Source organism: Brevundimonas sp. GW821-FHT12C05 (assembly GCF_058807475.1).
In genome coordinates, this window is record NZ_JBXAQS010000001.1 from 1,750,690 (window position 1) to 1,767,650 (window position 16,961).

Consider the following 16,961-nt stretch of genomic DNA (forward strand, 5'->3'; position numbering starts at 1 on the left):
TAAAGGTCGCCGAAGCCCTGTCGGCGCGCCGGAGGCGTGTGTGTCCGTTCTCGTCCAGCTCAATCCGTCCCGGTCCCCCGAGCGCGCGCCCCGCGCCGAAGACCTGCTGGCGCTGGCCCGAAACAACAGCCCGGACGCCCGGCAGCGGCTGCTTCTGGGCGTCATGGCCCTGTGCGACGCCAGCCCGCCGGACGGCCAGCTGTCGCCCATCCTTGGCGAGATCTTCCTGTTCCTGGCCCGTCAGGCCGAACGTGACATCCGCAAGGCCCTGGCCTCGCGCCTGGCTCACGCCGACTGGGCCCCGCCGGCCCTGGTCAATGTGCTGGCCCTGGATGAGATCGAGATCGCCGCCCCCATCCTGGCCGCCAGCCCCGTGCTGCAGGACGACGACCTGCTGCGCATCCTCGTCGAGGCCTCGCTGGACCATCAGATCGCCGTGGCCCGCCGCCCGGAGATCAGCGGCCGCGTCGCTGACGCCGTCATCGAGCGCGGCGTCCCCGCCGTGCTGACCGCCCTGGCCACCAACCGCACGGCCCAGATCAGCGGCGAAGGCTTCCGCCGGCTGGTCGAGCATTCGCGCCGCATCGCCGCCCTGCGCGGGCCGCTGTCGCGCCACCCGCGCCTGACCGAGGCCCTGGCCGAACAGATGTACCACTGGGTCGGGGCCGCCCTGCGCGAGTCGATCGGCGCCCGCTTCCAGGTCGACGAGCGCAAGTTCGGAAACGCCGTCTATGACGCCGTCGAGGGCGTCATGCGCAAGGCGCGGCCCGACGACGTCCCCGAGGACACGCCCGAGCGCGAGGAGATGGAGCGCCGGCTGGTCGCCAAGCTGCAGGCCGCCGGCCAGCTGAAGCCCGCCATGCTGATCCGAGCCGTGCGCGAGAAGCGCCTCAGCCTGCTGGTCCACGGCCTGGCCGCGTTGAGCGGCTTCACCGTCAACCAGATCCGCCAGGCCTTGCGCGCGTCCAAGCCCGAGGCCCTCTACTACGCCTGCTCCGTCGTCGGCATCGACCGCGCGGTCTTCCCGACCCTGCTGACCGAACTGCGCAAGCTGAACCACGGCCTGCCCGGCGATCTGGGCGATCCGGTGTGGCAACGCGGCGCCCTGTCGTCGACCTCAGCCGCCCGCGCCTTCCGCGCCCTGGTCGACCCGGATCCGACCGAACAGCGCATCGCCGTTTGACTTCACCGGTCCGCTCGGCTTGCGTGCAACGGTGACCGCCTCCTCAGACCGCCCCCTTCGCATCGCCTTCGTCGCCTCCGACCGTCCGGAGTCGCAGGACGCCCGCACGCGGCTGGCCGAGCGCTACGGCTCGGCGCTCGAGGACCAGGCCGACGTCATCGTGGCCCTGGGCGGCGACGGCTTCATGCTGGAGACCCTGCACACGGTGATGGAGCGCCGCACCCCGGTGTTCGGCATGAACCGCGGCTCGGTCGGCTTTCTGATGAACGACTATGAGGAGGACGGCCTGCTGGAGCGGCTGTCCGGCGCGGGCCGCGCGGTCATCCACCCCCTGCAGATGGACGCCTGGACCGAGTCCGGGCAGGTCCACAGCGGGCTGGCGATCAATGAGGTCTCCCTGCTGCGCCAGACGCGGCAGAGCGCCAAGCTGCGCATCAGCGTGGACGGCCGCGTGCGGCTGGAGGAACTGGCCTGCGACGGCTGCCTGGTGGCCACGGCCGCGGGCTCGACCGCCTACAATCTATCGGCCCACGGTCCGATCATCCCGCTGGACTCGCGGGTCCTGGCCCTGACCCCGATCAGCGCCTTCCGCCCGCGCCGTTGGCGCGGCGCCCTGCTGCCCCATCAGGCCACGGTCTGTTTCGAGATCCTGGAAGCCGACAAGCGCCCGGTCAGCGCCACGGCCGACAATTTCGAGGTTCGGCGGGTCACCCGCGTCGATGTGCGCGAACGCCGCGACATCGCCCTGACCATGCTGTTCGACGAGGGCCGCTCATTCGAAGAGCGTGTATTGGCTGAACAATTCGCGTCTTGAGTGTCACTTCGCCCCCGTGCACGGGTTCTTAAGGTCGATTGTGTCACCAAGACCGCCAGTCAATTTCGGGAGCGCCCGTTGAGCAACTCTGCCCAGGTCATTCGCCCGCCCAACACCCTTCGCATGAAGGTCGGTGGCGCATTCGGCGGCATCGACGCCAATGCGATCGCCAAGGCCGAGGAAGCCCTCAAGGCCATGTCGGCCCAATTCGGCCAATGGCTGCAGGACGAGATCACCAAGCTGGACCAGGCCCAGGCCGACATCCGCGCCCAGGGCTATACCCCCCAGACCGCCGAGGGCCTGTATTTCCGCGCCCACGATCTGAAGGGTCTGGGCTCGACCTATCAGTATCCGCTGGTCACCCGCCTGGCCGGTTCGCTGTGCAAGATGATGGACGATCCGGCCAAGCGCATGGCCGCGCCCCTGCTGCTGATCGACGCCCACATCGACGCGATCCGGGCCGTGGTCCGCGACCAGATCCAGACCGACGACCATCCGACCGGCAAGGTGCTGGCCGAGACGCTGGAAGCCAAGGTGGCCCAGCACTTCGCCTGATCCTGATGGACTGAAGAGATGAGCGAACGCCCGCCCTCACCGGCGGGCGTTTTGCTTCAGGCCGCGACGCTCACGCCCGCGCGGGTCGGCGCGGGATCCTGATCCAGCCGTTCCATCAGATAGGCCAGGTCCTCGCGCGGGGCGTTCGGACGCTGGGTCAGGAACCGCTCCAGCATCTGCTGGCGGAAGGCGTCGTCGGTGGTGTCCACGCCCTCGGCCTGCAGCGACCGCCAGGTGTCGACGCCGGCGCGGAAGGCCTGGAACAGGCGCGGCGGCAGGCCGGCCCGGTCATAGATGGCCTTCAGACCCAGCGGCCCGGCGTCGTGGATCATCAGCCAGGCCCGCTGGTGCGGCGCGCCGGCCAGCTCGGCCAGCCCGTGCTCGAACAGGGCCATCTGCCCCCGCGCCAGCGCCCGCAGCAGCAGGGAGCCGGTCAGGGCTCGCCGCGCATGCAGGGTGGCGACGAACTGGGACAGGTCCGCGTGACCGGAGGCCTGATCGACCAGATCGACCGTGGCGCGCTCGCGGGCGAAGGAGGCCAGACGGATGGCGGTCTCGGGCGCGACCGAATGGCGGGTGACCAGATGCTCGCGCACGGCCTCGGAGGCCAGTTCGACCAGGCGCTCGGTCACCGACAGCGGCAGAACCTGGCGATAAGCCAGGGCCGCGATGATTTCGGGAGAGGCGCCGAAGCGGTCGACGCAGCGGCCCAGGGCGGCTTCGGCGATGTCGGCGTTGTCGTTCGCGGCCAGCGCCCGCACGGCGGGTTCGGCGCCCACTTCGGCCACGGCGGCGGCGACGTCGCGGCTGACTTTCGGCCGTCCGGCCACGGCGGTCTGGCGCACGACCGAGCCGGCCTGCACGATCTCGATCAGGTCCTCGTCCGAAAACACCGGGGAGAAGTTGATCAGCGGCAGAGCCACGCTGTCGACATCGGCGGCCAGCCGGCGGGCCACGTCGCGCGGGATCAGGTCGGAGGCCTTCAGCGTCACCGCCATGGCCCGGCGCACCAGCTCGGCGGCGTCATTAGCCAACAGGCGCAAAATCTTGTGGGCGGCCGCGCGGTCGTCCTCGTCCAGGTCGGCCTTTTCCATGTTGCGGCACAGCTTGTGAGCCGCGGCGGCGCGCTCATCCTCGTCACTCGACTGGATCAGCCGACGGATGTCGATCTCGGTCAGGCTGGCGCGGTAGGCGGTCATGGGACGCTCGAGGTCTGATCAGGCGGGCAGCATCGGCCCGGCATCGTTAACGGGCAGTTCACCATGGCCGGATTCGCGGTCAGGCGTCGGCCTTCTCGTCCGGTCCGAAGGCGCCGCCGAAGCCGCCCGCCTTGCCGTCGCCGTCCTGGCCCAGCAGCAGAGCCAGCAGGCTCTGGTCCTGTTTCAGCCGATCCAGCCGCGCGGCCAGCATCTGATCCCGCTCGGACAGGGACGGCGGAGCGCCAGGGCCGTCGCCGGCTCCCACTCCCGCCGCCGGGGCGCCCTGCCCCGCCGTGCGTTGCAGGTTGGCGTGCACCTCGGCCACCGTCGCCGGACGGCCGTCACGGTAGAAGATCGAGCGGTTGGCGGCGGCCGCCTCGGGGAAGATGGCCGCGGCGCTGGAGCCCGGACGCCGGTCCATGGCCTCCATCAACTGCGCCGCGCCGGCCGGGCCGAGGAAGTGGGCCGCGTACAGGTCGCCCGCCCCCGGCTCGCGCCCCGTGCGGCCCCGCAGATAGGCGGCGTTCGAGGCCGTCAGCTCCCCGGCCATCGTCGAGGCCGCCTGGGCGTCGAAGCGGAGGTCCAGCACCACGTTGCGCGCCGAGCCCTCGACCCGCCAGCGCCCGTCCGAGCCGCGATAGATCAGGTCGGCGTACTGGCCGTAGCCATGCTTGGCGCCGTGGGCCTTCACCGTGCCCAGCCAGGTCTGCTCGATGAACTGGAACAGCCCGGACGCCGAGGAGGTCGGCGCCCGCGCCAACGGGTTCATCGCGCTTTCGCGCCGGGCGGTGCGCACGAGGAAGTCGGCGTCCACACCCGTCGCGCTGGACGCACGCCGAATGGCCGCCTCTACCCCGCCCGACGATGGAATCGCCCTGATGGTCATAATCGTTAATGCTGGTGAACTCTGGTTAACGAAACCCTAACGTGACCGTAAAGCCACGTTCTTTGATGTGTCCAATCCGGCCAGACCCTCGCCGCAAACCCGCCCCAACGGCAGCGCTCCATTTCCGTCAGGGACGCTGTGGGGACGGCGATAAAGACAGGGAAGTACGGCCATGATGATCAGAACAGCGGGCGGACCAGGACTGGTGAGCCCCATCGACTTCCACGAACGGAAAGGCCCCAAACTGTCGCGCTCCGCCTGGGTCGCGATCGGCCTGGTGGCGGCGGCCCACATCGGGGTCGGCGTCGCGCTCTACTATCAACGCTTCGAGATGAAGCTGATGGATACCGGCGAAGCTCCGACCGAGGGGATCTTCCTCAAGCTGGAGCCCCGGCCGGTGATCAAGCCGGAGGTGGTCGAGCACAAGTCGGCGGCGCCGAACATGCCGATCCATGAGACCCCCGCGCCGACGAGGGACACGGAAGTCCTGAGCGTGCCGATCAATCCGGATGCGACGCCCACCACCAGCACCACGGTCACCCTCGGACACACGGTCACGGAACCCGTGCCCGAAGCGCAGCCCGCGCGCGAACCGGTCGCCGAACCGCCCGTCGCGCGCGTGATCAACAACCCCAGCTGGATCCGCCAGCCGACCGCCGACCAGATGATGCAGGCCTATCCGAACCGCGCCATCGACCGGCGCATCGCCGGCTCTGTCTCGCTGAACTGCATGGTCGAGGCCAACGGCACGGTGTCGGGCTGCGCGGTCACGGGCGAGACTCCGGCGGGTCAGGGCTTCGGCCGCTCCGCTCAGCAGCTGTCGCGTTATTTCCGCGTGAGTCCGCGCACCGTCGACGGAGCGCCGGAAGGATCCCGGGTCGCCATCAACCTGCGCTTCGTGCCGCCGGCTGACTGACGAACCGGAGGGGCGAGAGGGCCGAGGCGTCCGCAAGAGACGTCCGGCCCTCAAGCGCGTCTGCGACCACATGGGCGACCAGCGGTCCCAGCAGCCAGCCGTTGCGGCGCGGCGCCAGGGCCAGAGAGAGACCGTCCGCGCCGGAAGGCCCGGCCATCGGCAGGCCGTCGGGCGAGGCGCCGCGGATGCCGACGCGGGGTTCACCGGCCTGTCCCTCGGCGCCGATCAGGGACAGCCCCATCTCAGCCTGACGCGCGGCCATGACCATGTCAGGCGCCACGGCGCGTTCGCCCGCCTCCATGGTCGCCCCGCACAGCGCCCCTTCCGGCGACGGGGCCGCATAGCCGCCCGGCCCCCGCAGCACCCGTCCGGGCGCGGCGCAGCGCACGGGCGTCAGCTGCCCTCGGATCGGCTCGATGGTGTTGATGAGCCCCACCACGGCGTCCGGCAGGCCGTCCAGCGCCCGCGCCGCGCCGGTGGCGAGCACCACCTGCGGCGCGGACCAGCGGCGTCCGTCGTCGGCGACCGCCGTCCAGATCTCGCCCTCGCGGGACAAGTTCGCCACGGACGCCTCGGCGCGTGTGACGCCGGGGACTTCGGACAGTTGCGCCAACGCCGCCTGCGCGTCGATCCGCCAGTCGTCGGGGGTGAACAGGCCCTCGCCCTCCCGCTCCGCCACGAAGCAGAGGGTGTGCAGCCGGGCGACGGCGGCGTCCGGATCCGGTCCGCGCCACTCCGCGCCGTCCATGACCAGGGTCAGGCCGTTCCGTCCGGCGAAGGCGGGCCACAGGTCACGCCCGCGGTTCAGCAGAGCCGCGTGGGCCGGCGACAGGCCGTCGATCAGGCTTTCCATCGCCGGGGCGATCATCCCCGCCGCCGCCGAGGAGGCGTTGGGGCCGCCGGGGTCGAGCACGGTCACCGCATGGCCGCGCGCGGCCAGTTCGGCCGCGCTGCACAGGCCGAGCACGCCGGCGCCGATGACGATGACATCAGGGGAAGACACGAGGGGTCAGATCGACCCCTCGTGGTTCTTTTGCAAGAGCGCTGACGCCTGAGCGCTACTCCGCCGCGATGGCGGCGGCGCGGTGGGCGTCGATGCGGGCGGTCAGGGCCGCGTGCTGGTCCCACAGGGCCTTGGGCAAGCGGTCGCCGAACTTCTCGTAGAAGGCCGGGATCAGCGCCGCTTCCTCGGCCCAGACCTCGGCGTCGACGTCCAGCAGGGTGGCCAGGTCGGCGTCGGTCAGGCTGAGGCCCGACAGGTCCAGCGCCTCGGCCGACGGCACGCGGCCGACCGGGGTGTCCACGGCGGTGGCTTCGCCGTCCAGGCGTTCGGCGATCCACTTCAGGACGCGGGCGTTGTCGCCGAAGCCCGGCCAGACGAACTTGCCGTCCTCGTTCTTGCGGAACCAGTTGACGAAGTAGAGGCGCGGCAGCTTGGCGGCGTCGGTCCGGCCGCCCATCGACAGCCAGTGCGCGAAGTAGTCGCCCATGTTGTAGCCGCAGAAGGGCAGCATCGCGAACGGGTCGCGGCGCAGCTCGCCGATGGCATTCTCGGCGGCGGCGGTGCCCTCCGAGGCGACCGACGAGCCCATGAAGACGCCGTGCTCCCAGTCGAAGGCTTCCGTCACCAGCGGCACGGCCGAGGCGCGGCGGCCGCCGAACAGGATGGCGTCGATCGGCACGCCCTTGGGGTCTTCCCACTCGGGCGCGATGGTCGGGCACTGGTGGGCCGGGGCGGCGAAGCGGGCGTTCGGGTGGGCGGCGGGCTCGCCCGAGGCCGGGTCGTGGGCCGCGCCCTTCCAGTTGGTCATGCCGGCGGGGGCGTCCTTGGACAGGCCCTCCCACCACACGTCGCCGTCGTCGGTCAGGCCGGTGTTGGTGAAGACAGTGTTGGAGGCCAGGGTCGCCAGGGCGTTCTGGTTGGTGTTGCGGCTGGTGCCCGGGGCGACGCCGAAGAAGCCGGCTTCCGGGTTCACTGCGTACAGGCGGCCGTCGTCGCCGAAGCGCATCCAGGCGATGTCGTCGCCGATGGTCTCGGCCTTCCAGCCGTCCAGAGTCGGCTGGAGCATGGCCAGGTTGGTCTTGCCGCAGGCCGAGGGGAAGGCGGCGGCGACGTATTTGGCGCGCCCCTTCGGATCGGTCAGCTTGAGGATGAGCATGTGCTCGGCCAGCCATCCCTCGTCGCGGGCCATGACCGAGGCGATGCGCAGGGCGTAGCATTTCTTGCCCAGCAGGGCGTTGCCGCCGTAGCCCGAGCCGTAGGACCAGATTTCGCGGGTCTCGGGATAGTGGACGATCCACTTGTCCTCGTTGCAGGGCCATGGCACGTCGGCCTGGCCGTCCGCCAGCGGAGCGCCGAGGGTGTGCACGGCGGGCACGAAGACGCCGTCTTCGCCCAGCACGTCCAGCGCGGGCTGACCCATGCGGGTCATGATACCCATCGAGACGGCGACGTAGCCGCTGTCGGTGATCTCGACGCCCAGAGCGCTGATCGGCGAGCCCAGAGGGCCCATGGAGAAGGGCACGACATACATCGTGCGGCCGGCCATGCAGCCGTCGAACAGGCCGTCCATGCGGGCGCGCATCTCGACCGGATCGGCCCAGTTGTTGGTCGGGCCGGCGTCGATCTCATCGGCCGAACAGATGAAGGTGCGGCTCTCGACCCGGGCCACGTCCTTGGGGTCCGAGGCGGCGTAGTAGCTGCCCGGGCGCTTGACCGGGTCCAGCGCCTTCAGCGTGCCCTTGCCGATCAGGTCGGCGACGATCTCGGCCTTCTCGGCCTCGGAGCCGTCGCACCAGTGGACGCGGGCGGGCTTGGTCAGCGCCGCGATCTGCTCCACCCAGGCGACGAGGCCGGCATGGCGGGGCGGGGCCGGGTAAAGGCCGGGGATCGATTGGGTCACGCGGGTCTCCTGAACCGTCCTGGCCCGGCGATCTGATGCCGCCGTGGCCTTCCCTTGCGTGCGTTCACGCAGTGTTTCAGCGGGGGGAATGACATCGAAGGCCGAAGCACGTCAACCGATGCACGTTTCAACCTCTCGCGAGGCGGCGGCCTCCGGCGATCTGCATATTTCCGGTCGCGATCCGGCCCTGACCGGGGTATCCGGCGCCATGCAGACGATGGACGCCCTCAGCCCGACGCCCGAAGGGGCCCTCGCCTCCCCGGCCTCGGTCCGCAACGCCGGGCCGATTCTGGAGGTGCTGAAGGCCCATCTGCCCGCGCGCGGCCGGGTGCTGGAGATCGCCGGCGGCAGCGGCCAGCACTCCGTCGCCTTCGCCGGCGCCCTGCCCGGCCTGACCTGGACGCCCAGCGATCCGTCGCCCGAGGCCCGCGCCAGCATGGCCGCCTGGGCCGGTGAGGCGAAGCTGCCCAACCTGAAGCCCCCGCTGGCGCTGGACATGCTGGACGAGGCGGGTTGGCCGACGGAACAGACCGACGCCGTCATCTGCATCAACATGATCCACATCAGCCCCTGGGCGGCGACCGAGGGCCTGATGCGGCTGACGGGCCGCGCCTTGCGCCGCCCCGGCGGCCTGCTGGCCCTGTACGGCCCCTATCGCGAGGACGGGGTGGAGCTGGCCCCGTCCAACGCCGCCTTCGACGCCGACCTGAAGCGCCGCAATTCCGACTGGGGCCTGCGCGACAGCGAGGCGGTCATCGCCGAGGCGAAGGCCGGGGGGCTCTCCCTCACCCAAAGGATCGCCATGCCGGCCAACAACATCATGCTTCTGTTCCGGGCGCTCTGACATGGCCTGGACCAAGACCTATGACGGCGCCGAACCGGTCCGGATCAACAAGTGGCTGGGCCAGTCGGGCGTCTGTTCGCGGCGTGAGGCCGACGCCCTGATCGCCGATGGACTGGTGTCCATCGACGGCGAGGTGGTGAGGGACGCGGGCCGCAAACTGGAGACGGGCCAGACCCTGACCCTCAGCGACACGGCCACGGCGCAGCTGGCCGAGGGCATCACCGTCGTCATCCACAAGCCCGTCGGCTACGTCTCGGGCCAGCCGGAGCCGGACAAGCTGCCGGCCATCCGCCTGCTGAGCGCGGGCAACCTGGTCGGTCCGGGCGAGGTTCCGGGCGACATCTCCCTGCCCCCCATCGGGCGGCTGGACGAGGATTCGCGCGGCCTGCTGCTGCTGTCGTCCGATGGGGTGGTGGCCAAGGCGGTGATCGGACCGGAGTCCGATCTGGACAAGGAGTACCTGGTCCGGGTGGCCGGCGACATCACCGAGAAGAAGCTGAAGATCCTGCGGCACGGCCTGATGCTGGACGGCCGCCAGCTGCGCCCGGCCTACGTCAGCCGGATGGAATCGCACCGGCTGAAATTCATCCTGCGCGAAGGCCGCAACCGCCAGATCCGGCGGATGTGCGAGATGGTCGAGCTGGAAGTCATCGACCTGATCCGCGTCCGCATCGGCCCGCTGAAGCTGGACAACCTGCCCGAGGGCAAGTGGCGCATGCTGACCGCCGAAGAGCGGACGGCGCTGGTCGGAAGCTAGAGCGAAATCGGCCGAGTTGGACGCAGTCCAACTCGGCTCAGATTTCGCTCCAGTTTGATGCTGGACCATTTTTTGGATTCAGGTCGAAACGACCTGAAGCAAAAATGGTCTAGGTCGGAACGTAGGTCAGCAGGATCGCCTCTCCGCCGATCCGCTCGTGGGACACGAGACGGAGCGGCGGCCGGGGCCCGGCGAAATAGGGCTTGCCGCCCCCGGTGACGGCCGGGTGCAGGTAGATCCGGTAGGCGTCGATCAGACCCAGGTCGCCCAGGCTGCGCGCCAGCTCCGGTCCGCCGACCTCGATCTCGCCATCAACCTCGGCCTTGAGCTTGCGGACCCCCGCCTCGACGTCGTCCGAGATCAGGGTGGCGTTGGGGCCGACCGAGGTCAGCGAGCGCGAAACGACCCACTTGGGGTGGGCGCGCCAGGCTTCGGCGAACTCGCGGTTCTCCGGCGACCAGGCGGGATCGTCCTGGTCCCAATAGCGCATGACCTCATACAGGCGACGACCGTAGAGGCTGCCGGCCTGGCCGCGCACCTGGTCAATGAAGTGGCGGAACAGCGTATCGTCGGGCCCGAAGGCGTCGTGATCGACATAGCCGTCCAGCGACTGGTTCATCCCGAAGACGAGGCGCGCCACGTCAGACGCCTCCGACCAGCGCCGGATTTCTGGCTTCCGCCGCCCTGAACGGCTTCAGTTGGTCCGCCAGCGCGCGCTTGAACGCCGGACGGGCCTCGGCGCGGGCGACGTAGTCGGCCAGGGCCGGGAAGTCGGCGAGGATGTCGGTGTGACGCAGGTCGCGCAGCACATGGGTCATCAGGATGTCGGCGGCGCTGAAGCGGTCGTTGGCGAACCAGCGGCGGTCGCCAAGAGCGGTCTGCAGGTCGCCCAGCCGCCTGCGCACGAAGACCTCGACCTCGGGCCGACGGGCCTTGGCCCAGTCCTTGTCGGCGTTGAACAGGTCGATGCCCGCCAGCTCGGCCACGAAGGGCTCGACGCTGTTCATGGCGGCGAACAGCCAGGTCATGACCATGGCCCGGCCCGCGTCGTCGGCGGGCATCAGCTGATCCGAGTTCTGGGCGATCCACAGCACGATGGCGCCGCTCTCGAACATCTCGACGGTGTCGTCGCGATAGGCCGGCACCTGACCGAAGGGCTGCATGGCCCGGTACTCGGGCGTGGCCTGGTCCTCGAAGCCGATCAGCCGGTCGTCATAGCCCAGACCGGCCTCCTCCAGCGCCCAGCGGACCCGGATGTCGCGAACGGAGCCCTGGGCGAAGGGCGGCACCCATTTGAAGGCGGTGACCTGGATCATGAGGGCGTTCCTTCCACGCGTTCGCGGCGCTGTCCGCACCGTCGTCATTGACGAATAGGTTGATATCAACATATCAGAAGCCATGTCAAACGCCGTGTATCCCTTCTCAACAACCCTGCACATCCGCGACCACTGCCTGTGCCTGCATGCGCAGCGGGCGGCGCGGGCGCTGTCGCGCCGGTTCGACGAGGCCTTCCGCCCCTATGGGATCACCAGCGGCCAGTTCTCCCTGCTGAACAGCCTGAACCGCCCCTCCGCGCCGACCGTCGGCCAGGTGGCCGAGACCCTGGCCATGGACCGGTCGACGGTGACGGCCAATCTGAAGCCGCTGGAGCGGACCGGCCTGGTGGCCACCACCGTCGACCCCGACGACCGGCGCGGGCGGCGCATCGCCCTGACCGAGGCCGGGCGCGACCTGCTGGCCCGGGCGACACCCGTCTGGATCGCCGAGCACGGGGCGATCGAGGCCGAGTTGGGAGACGGCGGCGACGCCCTGAGGGTCGGGCTGCGCCGATTGATCTGAGGCCTCAGATCGGGGCGCCATCCTGGCTATCGCGACGCCTGAACAAGCCGCGGACGGCGCCGGTCATGTGCGTCAGCCGGGTGGTGCAGCCCTCGATCAGGCCCCGGGCGGGCAGCGGCTTGTCGCTGCGCCAGAAGCACATGTAGCAGATGAAGGGGCGACAACCGTCCAGCTCGATCCGGGTGCGCCAGTCGGCCTCGAAACAATGCGGGCAACGCACGCGCACCGCCCCTTCCAGTCCTCGCATCCACATGGCCCTGCCCCCCTCCTTGCGGGGTCCAGAAACCGCGATTACTCGCTATACGTGCATTAGAGATGCGCTGATTCTCGCCTTCCGTCTTCTTTTCACGCCCTAGTGCATAAAGGCCAACATCCAGACGGCCATGGCGATCATCATCAGGTTCTCGGTCAGGGAGACGAAGCCCAGCGGGACGTTGGAAGATCCACCGACGCAGGCGCACTTCAACTCCCGCTTGTCGATGTAGACCGCCTTGAACACGGAGGCCGCGCCGATCCCGCCGATGACAAGGGCCACGGGGGCCGAGACCCAGGTCAGGACCCCGGCCAGCATGAGCACGCCCGCGCCCAGTTCCGCGAACGGATAGACATAGCCGTAGGGAACCCAGCGCTGGGCCAGCAGGTCGTAGTTCAGGAACATGGTCGAGAATTTCTCGATGTCCTGCAGCTTCAGCATCGCCAACAGACACATGGCCACGGAGATGAAGGCCGGGAGCAGGCTGGCCAGCACCGGCCCGTCCTTCAGCCAGGCGATGGGCAGGGCGATCAACAGGGCCACGGCGAAGACGGCCAGCACCGGCACATAGCTGGTCGCGCCGGCCTCGGGCACGCGCTGGCCGAAGTGACGGCGCAGGTCGTCGTAGCCGCCGATGCGGACGCCGCCGATGAAGGTCTGGGGCGTGGTCTTGACCCCGTGCTCGGCCTTGAAGGCGTCGGTCTGGGCGCGGGTGGTCAGGTGGTGGTCCTCGACCGTGAAACCCTTGCTCTTGAGCAGCCACAGCGCTTTTCGGCCGTAGGGACAGACGTGGTCGGGCATGACCATGCGATAGACGACGGCGGTCTTCGGGCCGGCGGATCGGGGGGCTGACATCGGCGAAAATCTCCTTGCCTCAAAGCGGACCCGCCCTATGTAGGTTCCGGACCATGGTACGGAGTCAAGCGATGTCGGGAACGTCCCGCGACATGACCATCGCCCGGCTGGCGCAGGCCGGCGGCGTGGGGGTCGAGACGGTGCGCTATTATCAGCGGCGCGGCCTGCTGGAGACGCCGGAGCGGCCGCATAACGGCGGATCGGGCGGCGGGACGAGGCGCTATGGACCGCCGGCGGTCCGGCGGCTGCGCTTCATCCGCTCGGCCCAGGCGGCGGGCTTCACCCTGGAGCAGATCGGCGAACTGCTGACGCTGGACGCGAGCGACGACCGGGCCCGGGCCCGGGAGCTGGCGCAGTCGCGGCTGACCGAGCTGGACGCGCGGATCGCGGAGCTGGAGACGGCGCGGGCGGCGCTGACCCGGCTGGCCGAGGCCTGCGGGGACGGCCGGACCGGCCCCTGCCCGATCATCACGGCGTTCGAGGGAGACGGCGCGGCGCGCTGAAAAAACAGGGTGCGAACAGTGCGAACGGTGCGGATCGAAAACACCGTCCGAAGCGTCCGATGCGTCCGGATCGGGCGCGCGGCGTTGGGCTGTCAAAGACCGGAAACCGCACCCTGACACGCCGGAGCGTCAGAAATGGACGCAGCGCCGTTCGGGGGTAAGCTGACGGTCATGACCGGGAGCGGCCCCATGAACGTCCTGACCATCCTGAGGTCCGTCGAGGAACTGCTCTACGAAGTCATGTCGTGGCTGCTGTTCTATCCGCGCACCCTGTTCATGACCCTGCGCCACCCGCTGAAGACCATGCGCTATTCGGACAGCGAACAGCGCGACAAGCCGGACCAGCAATATCTGGAGACCCTGAGCCCGCCGCTGTTCCTGGTGCTGAGCATCCTGCTGGCGCACGGGCTTGAGATGGCCTTCGGCTTCCGGGTGGAGGGCGGCCATACCGCCCTGGGCCGGCTGGTGGTGGGCAGCGACCAGAACCTGCTGGCCTACCGCGCCCTGGTCTTCAGCCTCAGCCCCCTGCTGTTCGCCTGGACCTTCCTGAAGCTGTCGGGCCACAAGATCGACCGCAACACCCTGCGGGCGCCCTTCTTCGCGCAATGCTACCTGGCCGGCGCCACCGCCATCCTGATCAGCCTGGCCACCCTGGGGGTGCGCGACCCGCGGGAGTGGACGACGCTGGCGGGCGTGGCGATCGCCGTGGCCGCAACCGTCTGGTACCTGAGCGTCCAGCACCTGTGGCTGATGCAGGTCGCCGGCGTGGGGCGCGGACGCGCCTGGTTCTGGTCGATCGGGACCTTCGGCATGGCGATGGGGCTGATGGCCGCCGTCAACCTGCTGGCGTCGTAGACGCGGGCGTCAGCCCTCGCCGCCCCTCGGCCGGGCCACGGCGTCGGCCAGCCCCCGGACCCGGGCGTTCAGGTCCATGAGATCGGGGACCGTCAGGCCCGAACGGTTCAGCAGTTCGTCCAGCAGGCAGCCGGCGCGGGATTCCAGGTCCCTGCCCTTCTCCGTCAGATCGACCACCACCTGACGCTCGTCATCCGGATTGCGGCGACGGTCGACCAGCCCGGCCTGCTCCATGCGCTTGACCAGGGGGGTGATGGTGCTGGGCTCGAGGTCGAGCCGTTCGGCGATCCCGCCGACGGTATGGGCGCCGCCCTCCCACAGGGTGCTGAGCACCAGATACTGGGGATAGGTCAGGCCCAGATCGTCCAGCAGCGGCTTGTAGGCGCGGTTGATGGCGATGCCGGCGGCATAGATCGAGAAGCAGAGCTGCCCCTGCAGGGGCACGGCGGGCTTGGACATGATAATCTCCTTGAGGCCTGAATATGGGGCTTTCGCGAAAAAATACATATCGCGATAAAAAATATCTGGACAACGATCTGGAGTGAGCGTACCCAACAGTTATCGCGATAATGTTTATCGCAGAAACATGAAAAGGAAACGATCATGACCACCGCTCGCAAACTGATGGCCTCCGCCGCTCTCGCCGGAGCTGTTTTCGCCGCTGACGGCGCCCTGGCCCAACAGGCCGGTTCCATGAAGAACGTCGTGCTGGTGCACGGCGGCTTCGTCGACGGCTCGGGCTGGAAGGGCGTCTACGAGCTGCTGACCGCCGACGGCTACAATGTCGCCATCGTGCAGAACCCGACGACCTCCCTGGCCGACGACGTGGCCGCCACCCGCCGCGTGATCGCCTCGATGGACGGTCCGGTCATCCTGGTCGGCCACTCGTACGGCGGCGTCGTGATCTCGGAAGCCGGCACCGACCCCAAGGTCGAGGGCGTGGTCTATATCGCCGCCTTCGCTCCGGACGCCGGTGAATCGGTCTCGACCCTGATCGCCAACCCGCCGGCCGGCGCCCCCGTGCCGCCGATCCTGCCGCCGCAAGACGGCTTCCTGCTGCTGGACCGCTCCAAGTTCGCGGCCTCCTTCGCGGCGGACCTGCCGGCGGCCGAAGCGGCCTTCATGGCGGACTCGCAGGTGCCGTGGGGCGTCGAAGCCCTGGCCGGCGCGGTCAGCGCCCCCGCCTGGCGCGTCAAGCCCAGCTGGTACCTGGTCGCCACCGAGGACCACATGATCCCGCCCCCGGCCCAGCGCATGATGGCCGCCCGCGCCGGCGCCACGGTGTCGGAAAGCACGGGCAGCCACTCGGTCTATGTCTCGCAGCCCCGCGCGGTGGCGAACGTGATCGAACAGGCCGCCCACGCCGTCGCCCACTAAGCCTTCCCCTGGAAATGAAGAGGCCGCCCGGATTCCGGGCGGCCTCGACGTCGTCTCAGCGGCGATCGGCTATTCGATCGGGCCGGGGCCCCACCCGCCGCAGTAGAAGATGGGCGTGGTGTCGTAATAGCCGGACGGCACATAGGCCCGCTGGACCCAGATGTTGGAGCCGAAGCCGCGGCAGCCGATGTCCGAGACCTCGCCGCCGACGATGGTCTTGGCCGCGTCTTCGTACCAGACGTAGTGATAGCCGGTCCATTCGGGCGGCCACTCCTGGGCCTTCATGCCCATGGCGCCGAACGCGGCGAACGCCACGGCCGAAACGACGGCTACGCTTCTGATCTTCCTCAACATGCAGACCTCCCTAGAATGCGCCTCACGCGCGAATTCAGGGGAGGACCGCCAGGAGCCGGTCGCAACTCAAAGTTTCGTGACGTTAACGGCGACGCACTTTGGGTTGCCGCCGGCGTTCGACCCGGAAACCGCCTCAGGTGATGGAGGCCACATCCACGCCCAGCCGTTCGGCGTAGAGCGCGCGCGTCCGCAACCAGGCCGGGCGGGCGAAGGCGCGGGCGTAGAAGGCGCCGACGTTGGGGTAGTCGGCCAGCAGCTCGGCCTCGCGGATCTCGCGCAGCACGGTGGCCATCAGGATGTCGGCGATGGTGAAGTCCTCGCCCATGATCCACGCCCGGCCCTCCAGCCGGCGCTCCACCCCCTCCAGCCAGCGGCGGCCGATCATGACCAGGAAGTCGCGGGCCGCGGCGTCCGCGCCCATGAAGCCCGCGTCGAACATCGAGATCATCGACAGGGCGGGCGAGACGGTGGCCACGGCGGCGAAGCACCACTGCATGACGTGGGCGCGGCCCTCGAGGTCCGGCGGCGTCAGCCGGCTGGAGGTCTCGGCCAAGTGGATCAGGATGGCGGCGGATTCGGACAGGACCAGGCCGTCGTGCTCCAGCACCGGAATCTGGTTGAACGGGCTGAGGGCCGAGAACTCCGGCCCGTTGGTCTCGCCCGCCAGATAGTCCCAGGCGCGGACCTGATAGGGCAGTCCCATCTCCTCCAGCGCCCACTGGATGCGCATGTCCTTGGTCTCGCCGACCCCGCCGGGGAACATGTTGCCGAAGGCGTGCAGGATGATCATGGGGCGATATTGCCCCTTCTCCCCGTGCGGGAGAAGACGGTCCGCGTGCATCCAAACGTCAGGCTCGCGGCCTCTTCG

21 protein-coding genes are annotated in these 16,961 nt (G+C 69.4%); 10 read left to right on the top strand and 11 right to left on the bottom strand.

The features are described 5' to 3' along the window. Nucleotides 1-40: 40 nt before the first annotated feature. The 3 genes from AC1RRF_RS08400 to AC1RRF_RS08410 all read left to right on the top strand — a co-directional run bounded on the left by AC1RRF_RS08400 (nt 41) and on the right by AC1RRF_RS08410 (nt 2,552). Nucleotides 41-1,183, top strand: a complete 1,143-nt coding sequence (locus tag AC1RRF_RS08400) for a DUF2336 domain-containing protein (protein WP_492833966.1) — start codon at nt 41-43, stop codon at nt 1,181-1,183. Nucleotides 1,184-1,214: 31 nt separating this feature from the next. Further along, entirely contained in the window at nt 1,215-1,997 is a 783-nt protein-coding gene (locus tag AC1RRF_RS08405) for an NAD kinase (protein ID WP_492833967.1), read from the top strand. 78 nt (nt 1,998-2,075) lie between these two features. Continuing rightward, entirely contained in the window at nt 2,076-2,552 is a 477-nt protein-coding gene (locus AC1RRF_RS08410; RefSeq protein ID WP_492833968.1) for an Hpt domain-containing protein, read from the top strand. Nucleotides 2,553-2,608: 56 nt separating this feature from the next. Here AC1RRF_RS08410 and spbR read toward each other — a convergent pair whose 3' ends face one another. Both spbR and AC1RRF_RS08420 read right to left on the bottom strand, forming a co-directional pair. Then, the gene (gene spbR / locus AC1RRF_RS08415) at nt 2,609-3,751 is read right to left on the bottom strand and encodes a SpbR family protein (protein ID WP_492833969.1); all 1,143 of its coding nucleotides are present in this window, start codon (nt 3,749-3,751) and stop codon (nt 2,609-2,611) included. A gap of 79 nt (nt 3,752-3,830) precedes the next feature. Continuing rightward, nucleotides 3,831-4,637: a transglycosylase SLT domain-containing protein gene (locus AC1RRF_RS08420; RefSeq protein ID WP_492833970.1), complete on the bottom strand. Its 807-nt coding sequence runs from the start codon at nt 4,635-4,637 to the stop codon at nt 3,831-3,833. 172 nt (nt 4,638-4,809) lie between these two features. Between AC1RRF_RS08420 and AC1RRF_RS08425 the strand changes: the two genes are divergently transcribed. After that, on the top strand, nt 4,810-5,553 hold the full coding sequence (locus AC1RRF_RS08425; protein WP_492833971.1) for a TonB family protein: 744 nt from the start codon (nt 4,810-4,812) through the stop codon (nt 5,551-5,553). Here the strand turns inward: AC1RRF_RS08425 and AC1RRF_RS08430 are convergent. Both AC1RRF_RS08430 and AC1RRF_RS08435 read right to left on the bottom strand, forming a co-directional pair. Next, nucleotides 5,522-6,556, bottom strand: coding sequence for an NAD(P)/FAD-dependent oxidoreductase (locus tag AC1RRF_RS08430; RefSeq protein ID WP_492833972.1), 1,035 nt, complete (start codon nt 6,554-6,556; stop codon nt 5,522-5,524). The two genes, AC1RRF_RS08425 and AC1RRF_RS08430, sit on opposite strands and share 32 nt — an antisense overlap. A 55-nt stretch (nt 6,557-6,611) precedes the next feature. Then, nucleotides 6,612-8,456: a phosphoenolpyruvate carboxykinase (GTP) gene (locus AC1RRF_RS08435; RefSeq protein ID WP_492833973.1), complete on the bottom strand. Its 1,845-nt coding sequence runs from the start codon at nt 8,454-8,456 to the stop codon at nt 6,612-6,614. A 118-nt stretch (nt 8,457-8,574) separates the two neighbouring features. Here AC1RRF_RS08435 and AC1RRF_RS08440 point away from each other — a divergent pair, with 118 nt between their 5' ends. Further along, complete coding sequence (locus tag AC1RRF_RS08440; RefSeq protein ID WP_492833974.1) at nt 8,575-9,300, top strand: DUF938 domain-containing protein; 726 nt, start codon at nt 8,575-8,577, stop codon at nt 9,298-9,300. A gap of 1 nt (nt 9,301) precedes the next feature. Continuing rightward, nucleotides 9,302-10,057, top strand: coding sequence for a pseudouridine synthase (locus AC1RRF_RS08445; RefSeq protein ID WP_492833975.1), 756 nt, complete (start codon nt 9,302-9,304; stop codon nt 10,055-10,057). Nucleotides 10,058-10,166: 109 nt separating this feature from the next. On the opposite strand, the gene AC1RRF_RS08450 is transcribed toward AC1RRF_RS08445, so the two are convergent. Both AC1RRF_RS08450 and AC1RRF_RS08455 read right to left on the bottom strand, forming a co-directional pair. After that, a complete protein-coding gene (locus AC1RRF_RS08450; RefSeq protein ID WP_492833976.1) occupies nt 10,167-10,697 on the bottom strand; it encodes a dihydrofolate reductase family protein in 531 nt (176 codons plus the stop codon). 1 nt (nt 10,698) lies between these two features. After that, a complete protein-coding gene (locus AC1RRF_RS08455; protein WP_492833977.1) occupies nt 10,699-11,373 on the bottom strand; it encodes a glutathione S-transferase family protein in 675 nt (224 codons plus the stop codon). Between the two features lie 82 nt (nt 11,374-11,455). On the opposite strand from AC1RRF_RS08455, the gene AC1RRF_RS08460 reads away from it, so the two are divergent. After that, nucleotides 11,456-11,896 (top strand): MarR family winged helix-turn-helix transcriptional regulator, encoded by a 441-nt coding sequence (locus AC1RRF_RS08460; RefSeq protein WP_492833978.1) that lies wholly within the window; start codon nt 11,456-11,458, stop codon nt 11,894-11,896. A gap of 4 nt (nt 11,897-11,900) precedes the next feature. Here AC1RRF_RS08460 and AC1RRF_RS08465 read toward each other — a convergent pair whose 3' ends face one another. Together AC1RRF_RS08465 and AC1RRF_RS08470 are read right to left on the bottom strand one after the other, a co-directional pair. Then, the gene (locus AC1RRF_RS08465) at nt 11,901-12,149 is read right to left on the bottom strand and encodes a hypothetical protein (protein ID WP_492833979.1); all 249 of its coding nucleotides are present in this window, start codon (nt 12,147-12,149) and stop codon (nt 11,901-11,903) included. Nucleotides 12,150-12,248: 99 nt separating this feature from the next. Beyond that, nucleotides 12,249-13,004, bottom strand: coding sequence for a MauE/DoxX family redox-associated membrane protein (locus AC1RRF_RS08470; protein ID WP_492833980.1), 756 nt, complete (start codon nt 13,002-13,004; stop codon nt 12,249-12,251). A 71-nt stretch (nt 13,005-13,075) separates the two neighbouring features. Here AC1RRF_RS08470 and AC1RRF_RS08475 point away from each other — a divergent pair, with 71 nt between their 5' ends. Continuing rightward, nucleotides 13,076-13,507: a MerR family transcriptional regulator gene (locus AC1RRF_RS08475; protein ID WP_492833981.1), complete on the top strand. Its 432-nt coding sequence runs from the start codon at nt 13,076-13,078 to the stop codon at nt 13,505-13,507. Between the two features lie 189 nt (nt 13,508-13,696). Beyond that, nucleotides 13,697-14,362, top strand: a complete 666-nt coding sequence (locus tag AC1RRF_RS08480) for a hypothetical protein (RefSeq protein ID WP_492833982.1) — start codon at nt 13,697-13,699, stop codon at nt 14,360-14,362. A gap of 9 nt (nt 14,363-14,371) precedes the next feature. On the opposite strand, the gene AC1RRF_RS08485 is transcribed toward AC1RRF_RS08480, so the two are convergent. Further along, a complete protein-coding gene (locus AC1RRF_RS08485) occupies nt 14,372-14,821 on the bottom strand; it encodes a MarR family winged helix-turn-helix transcriptional regulator (protein WP_492833983.1) in 450 nt (149 codons plus the stop codon). Nucleotides 14,822-14,965: 144 nt separating this feature from the next. Between AC1RRF_RS08485 and AC1RRF_RS08490 the strand changes: the two genes are divergently transcribed. Beyond that, on the top strand, nt 14,966-15,739 hold the full coding sequence (locus tag AC1RRF_RS08490) for an alpha/beta hydrolase (RefSeq protein WP_492833984.1): 774 nt from the start codon (nt 14,966-14,968) through the stop codon (nt 15,737-15,739). A gap of 69 nt (nt 15,740-15,808) precedes the next feature. Here the strand turns inward: AC1RRF_RS08490 and AC1RRF_RS08495 are convergent, their stop codons facing one another. Both AC1RRF_RS08495 and AC1RRF_RS08500 read right to left on the bottom strand, forming a co-directional pair. Beyond that, nucleotides 15,809-16,093, bottom strand: a complete 285-nt coding sequence (locus AC1RRF_RS08495; RefSeq protein ID WP_492833985.1) for a hypothetical protein — start codon at nt 16,091-16,093, stop codon at nt 15,809-15,811. Nucleotides 16,094-16,226: 133 nt separating this feature from the next. Further along, complete coding sequence (locus AC1RRF_RS08500; protein WP_492833986.1) at nt 16,227-16,883, bottom strand: glutathione S-transferase family protein; 657 nt, start codon at nt 16,881-16,883, stop codon at nt 16,227-16,229. Between the last annotated feature and the right edge of the window lie 78 nt (nt 16,884-16,961).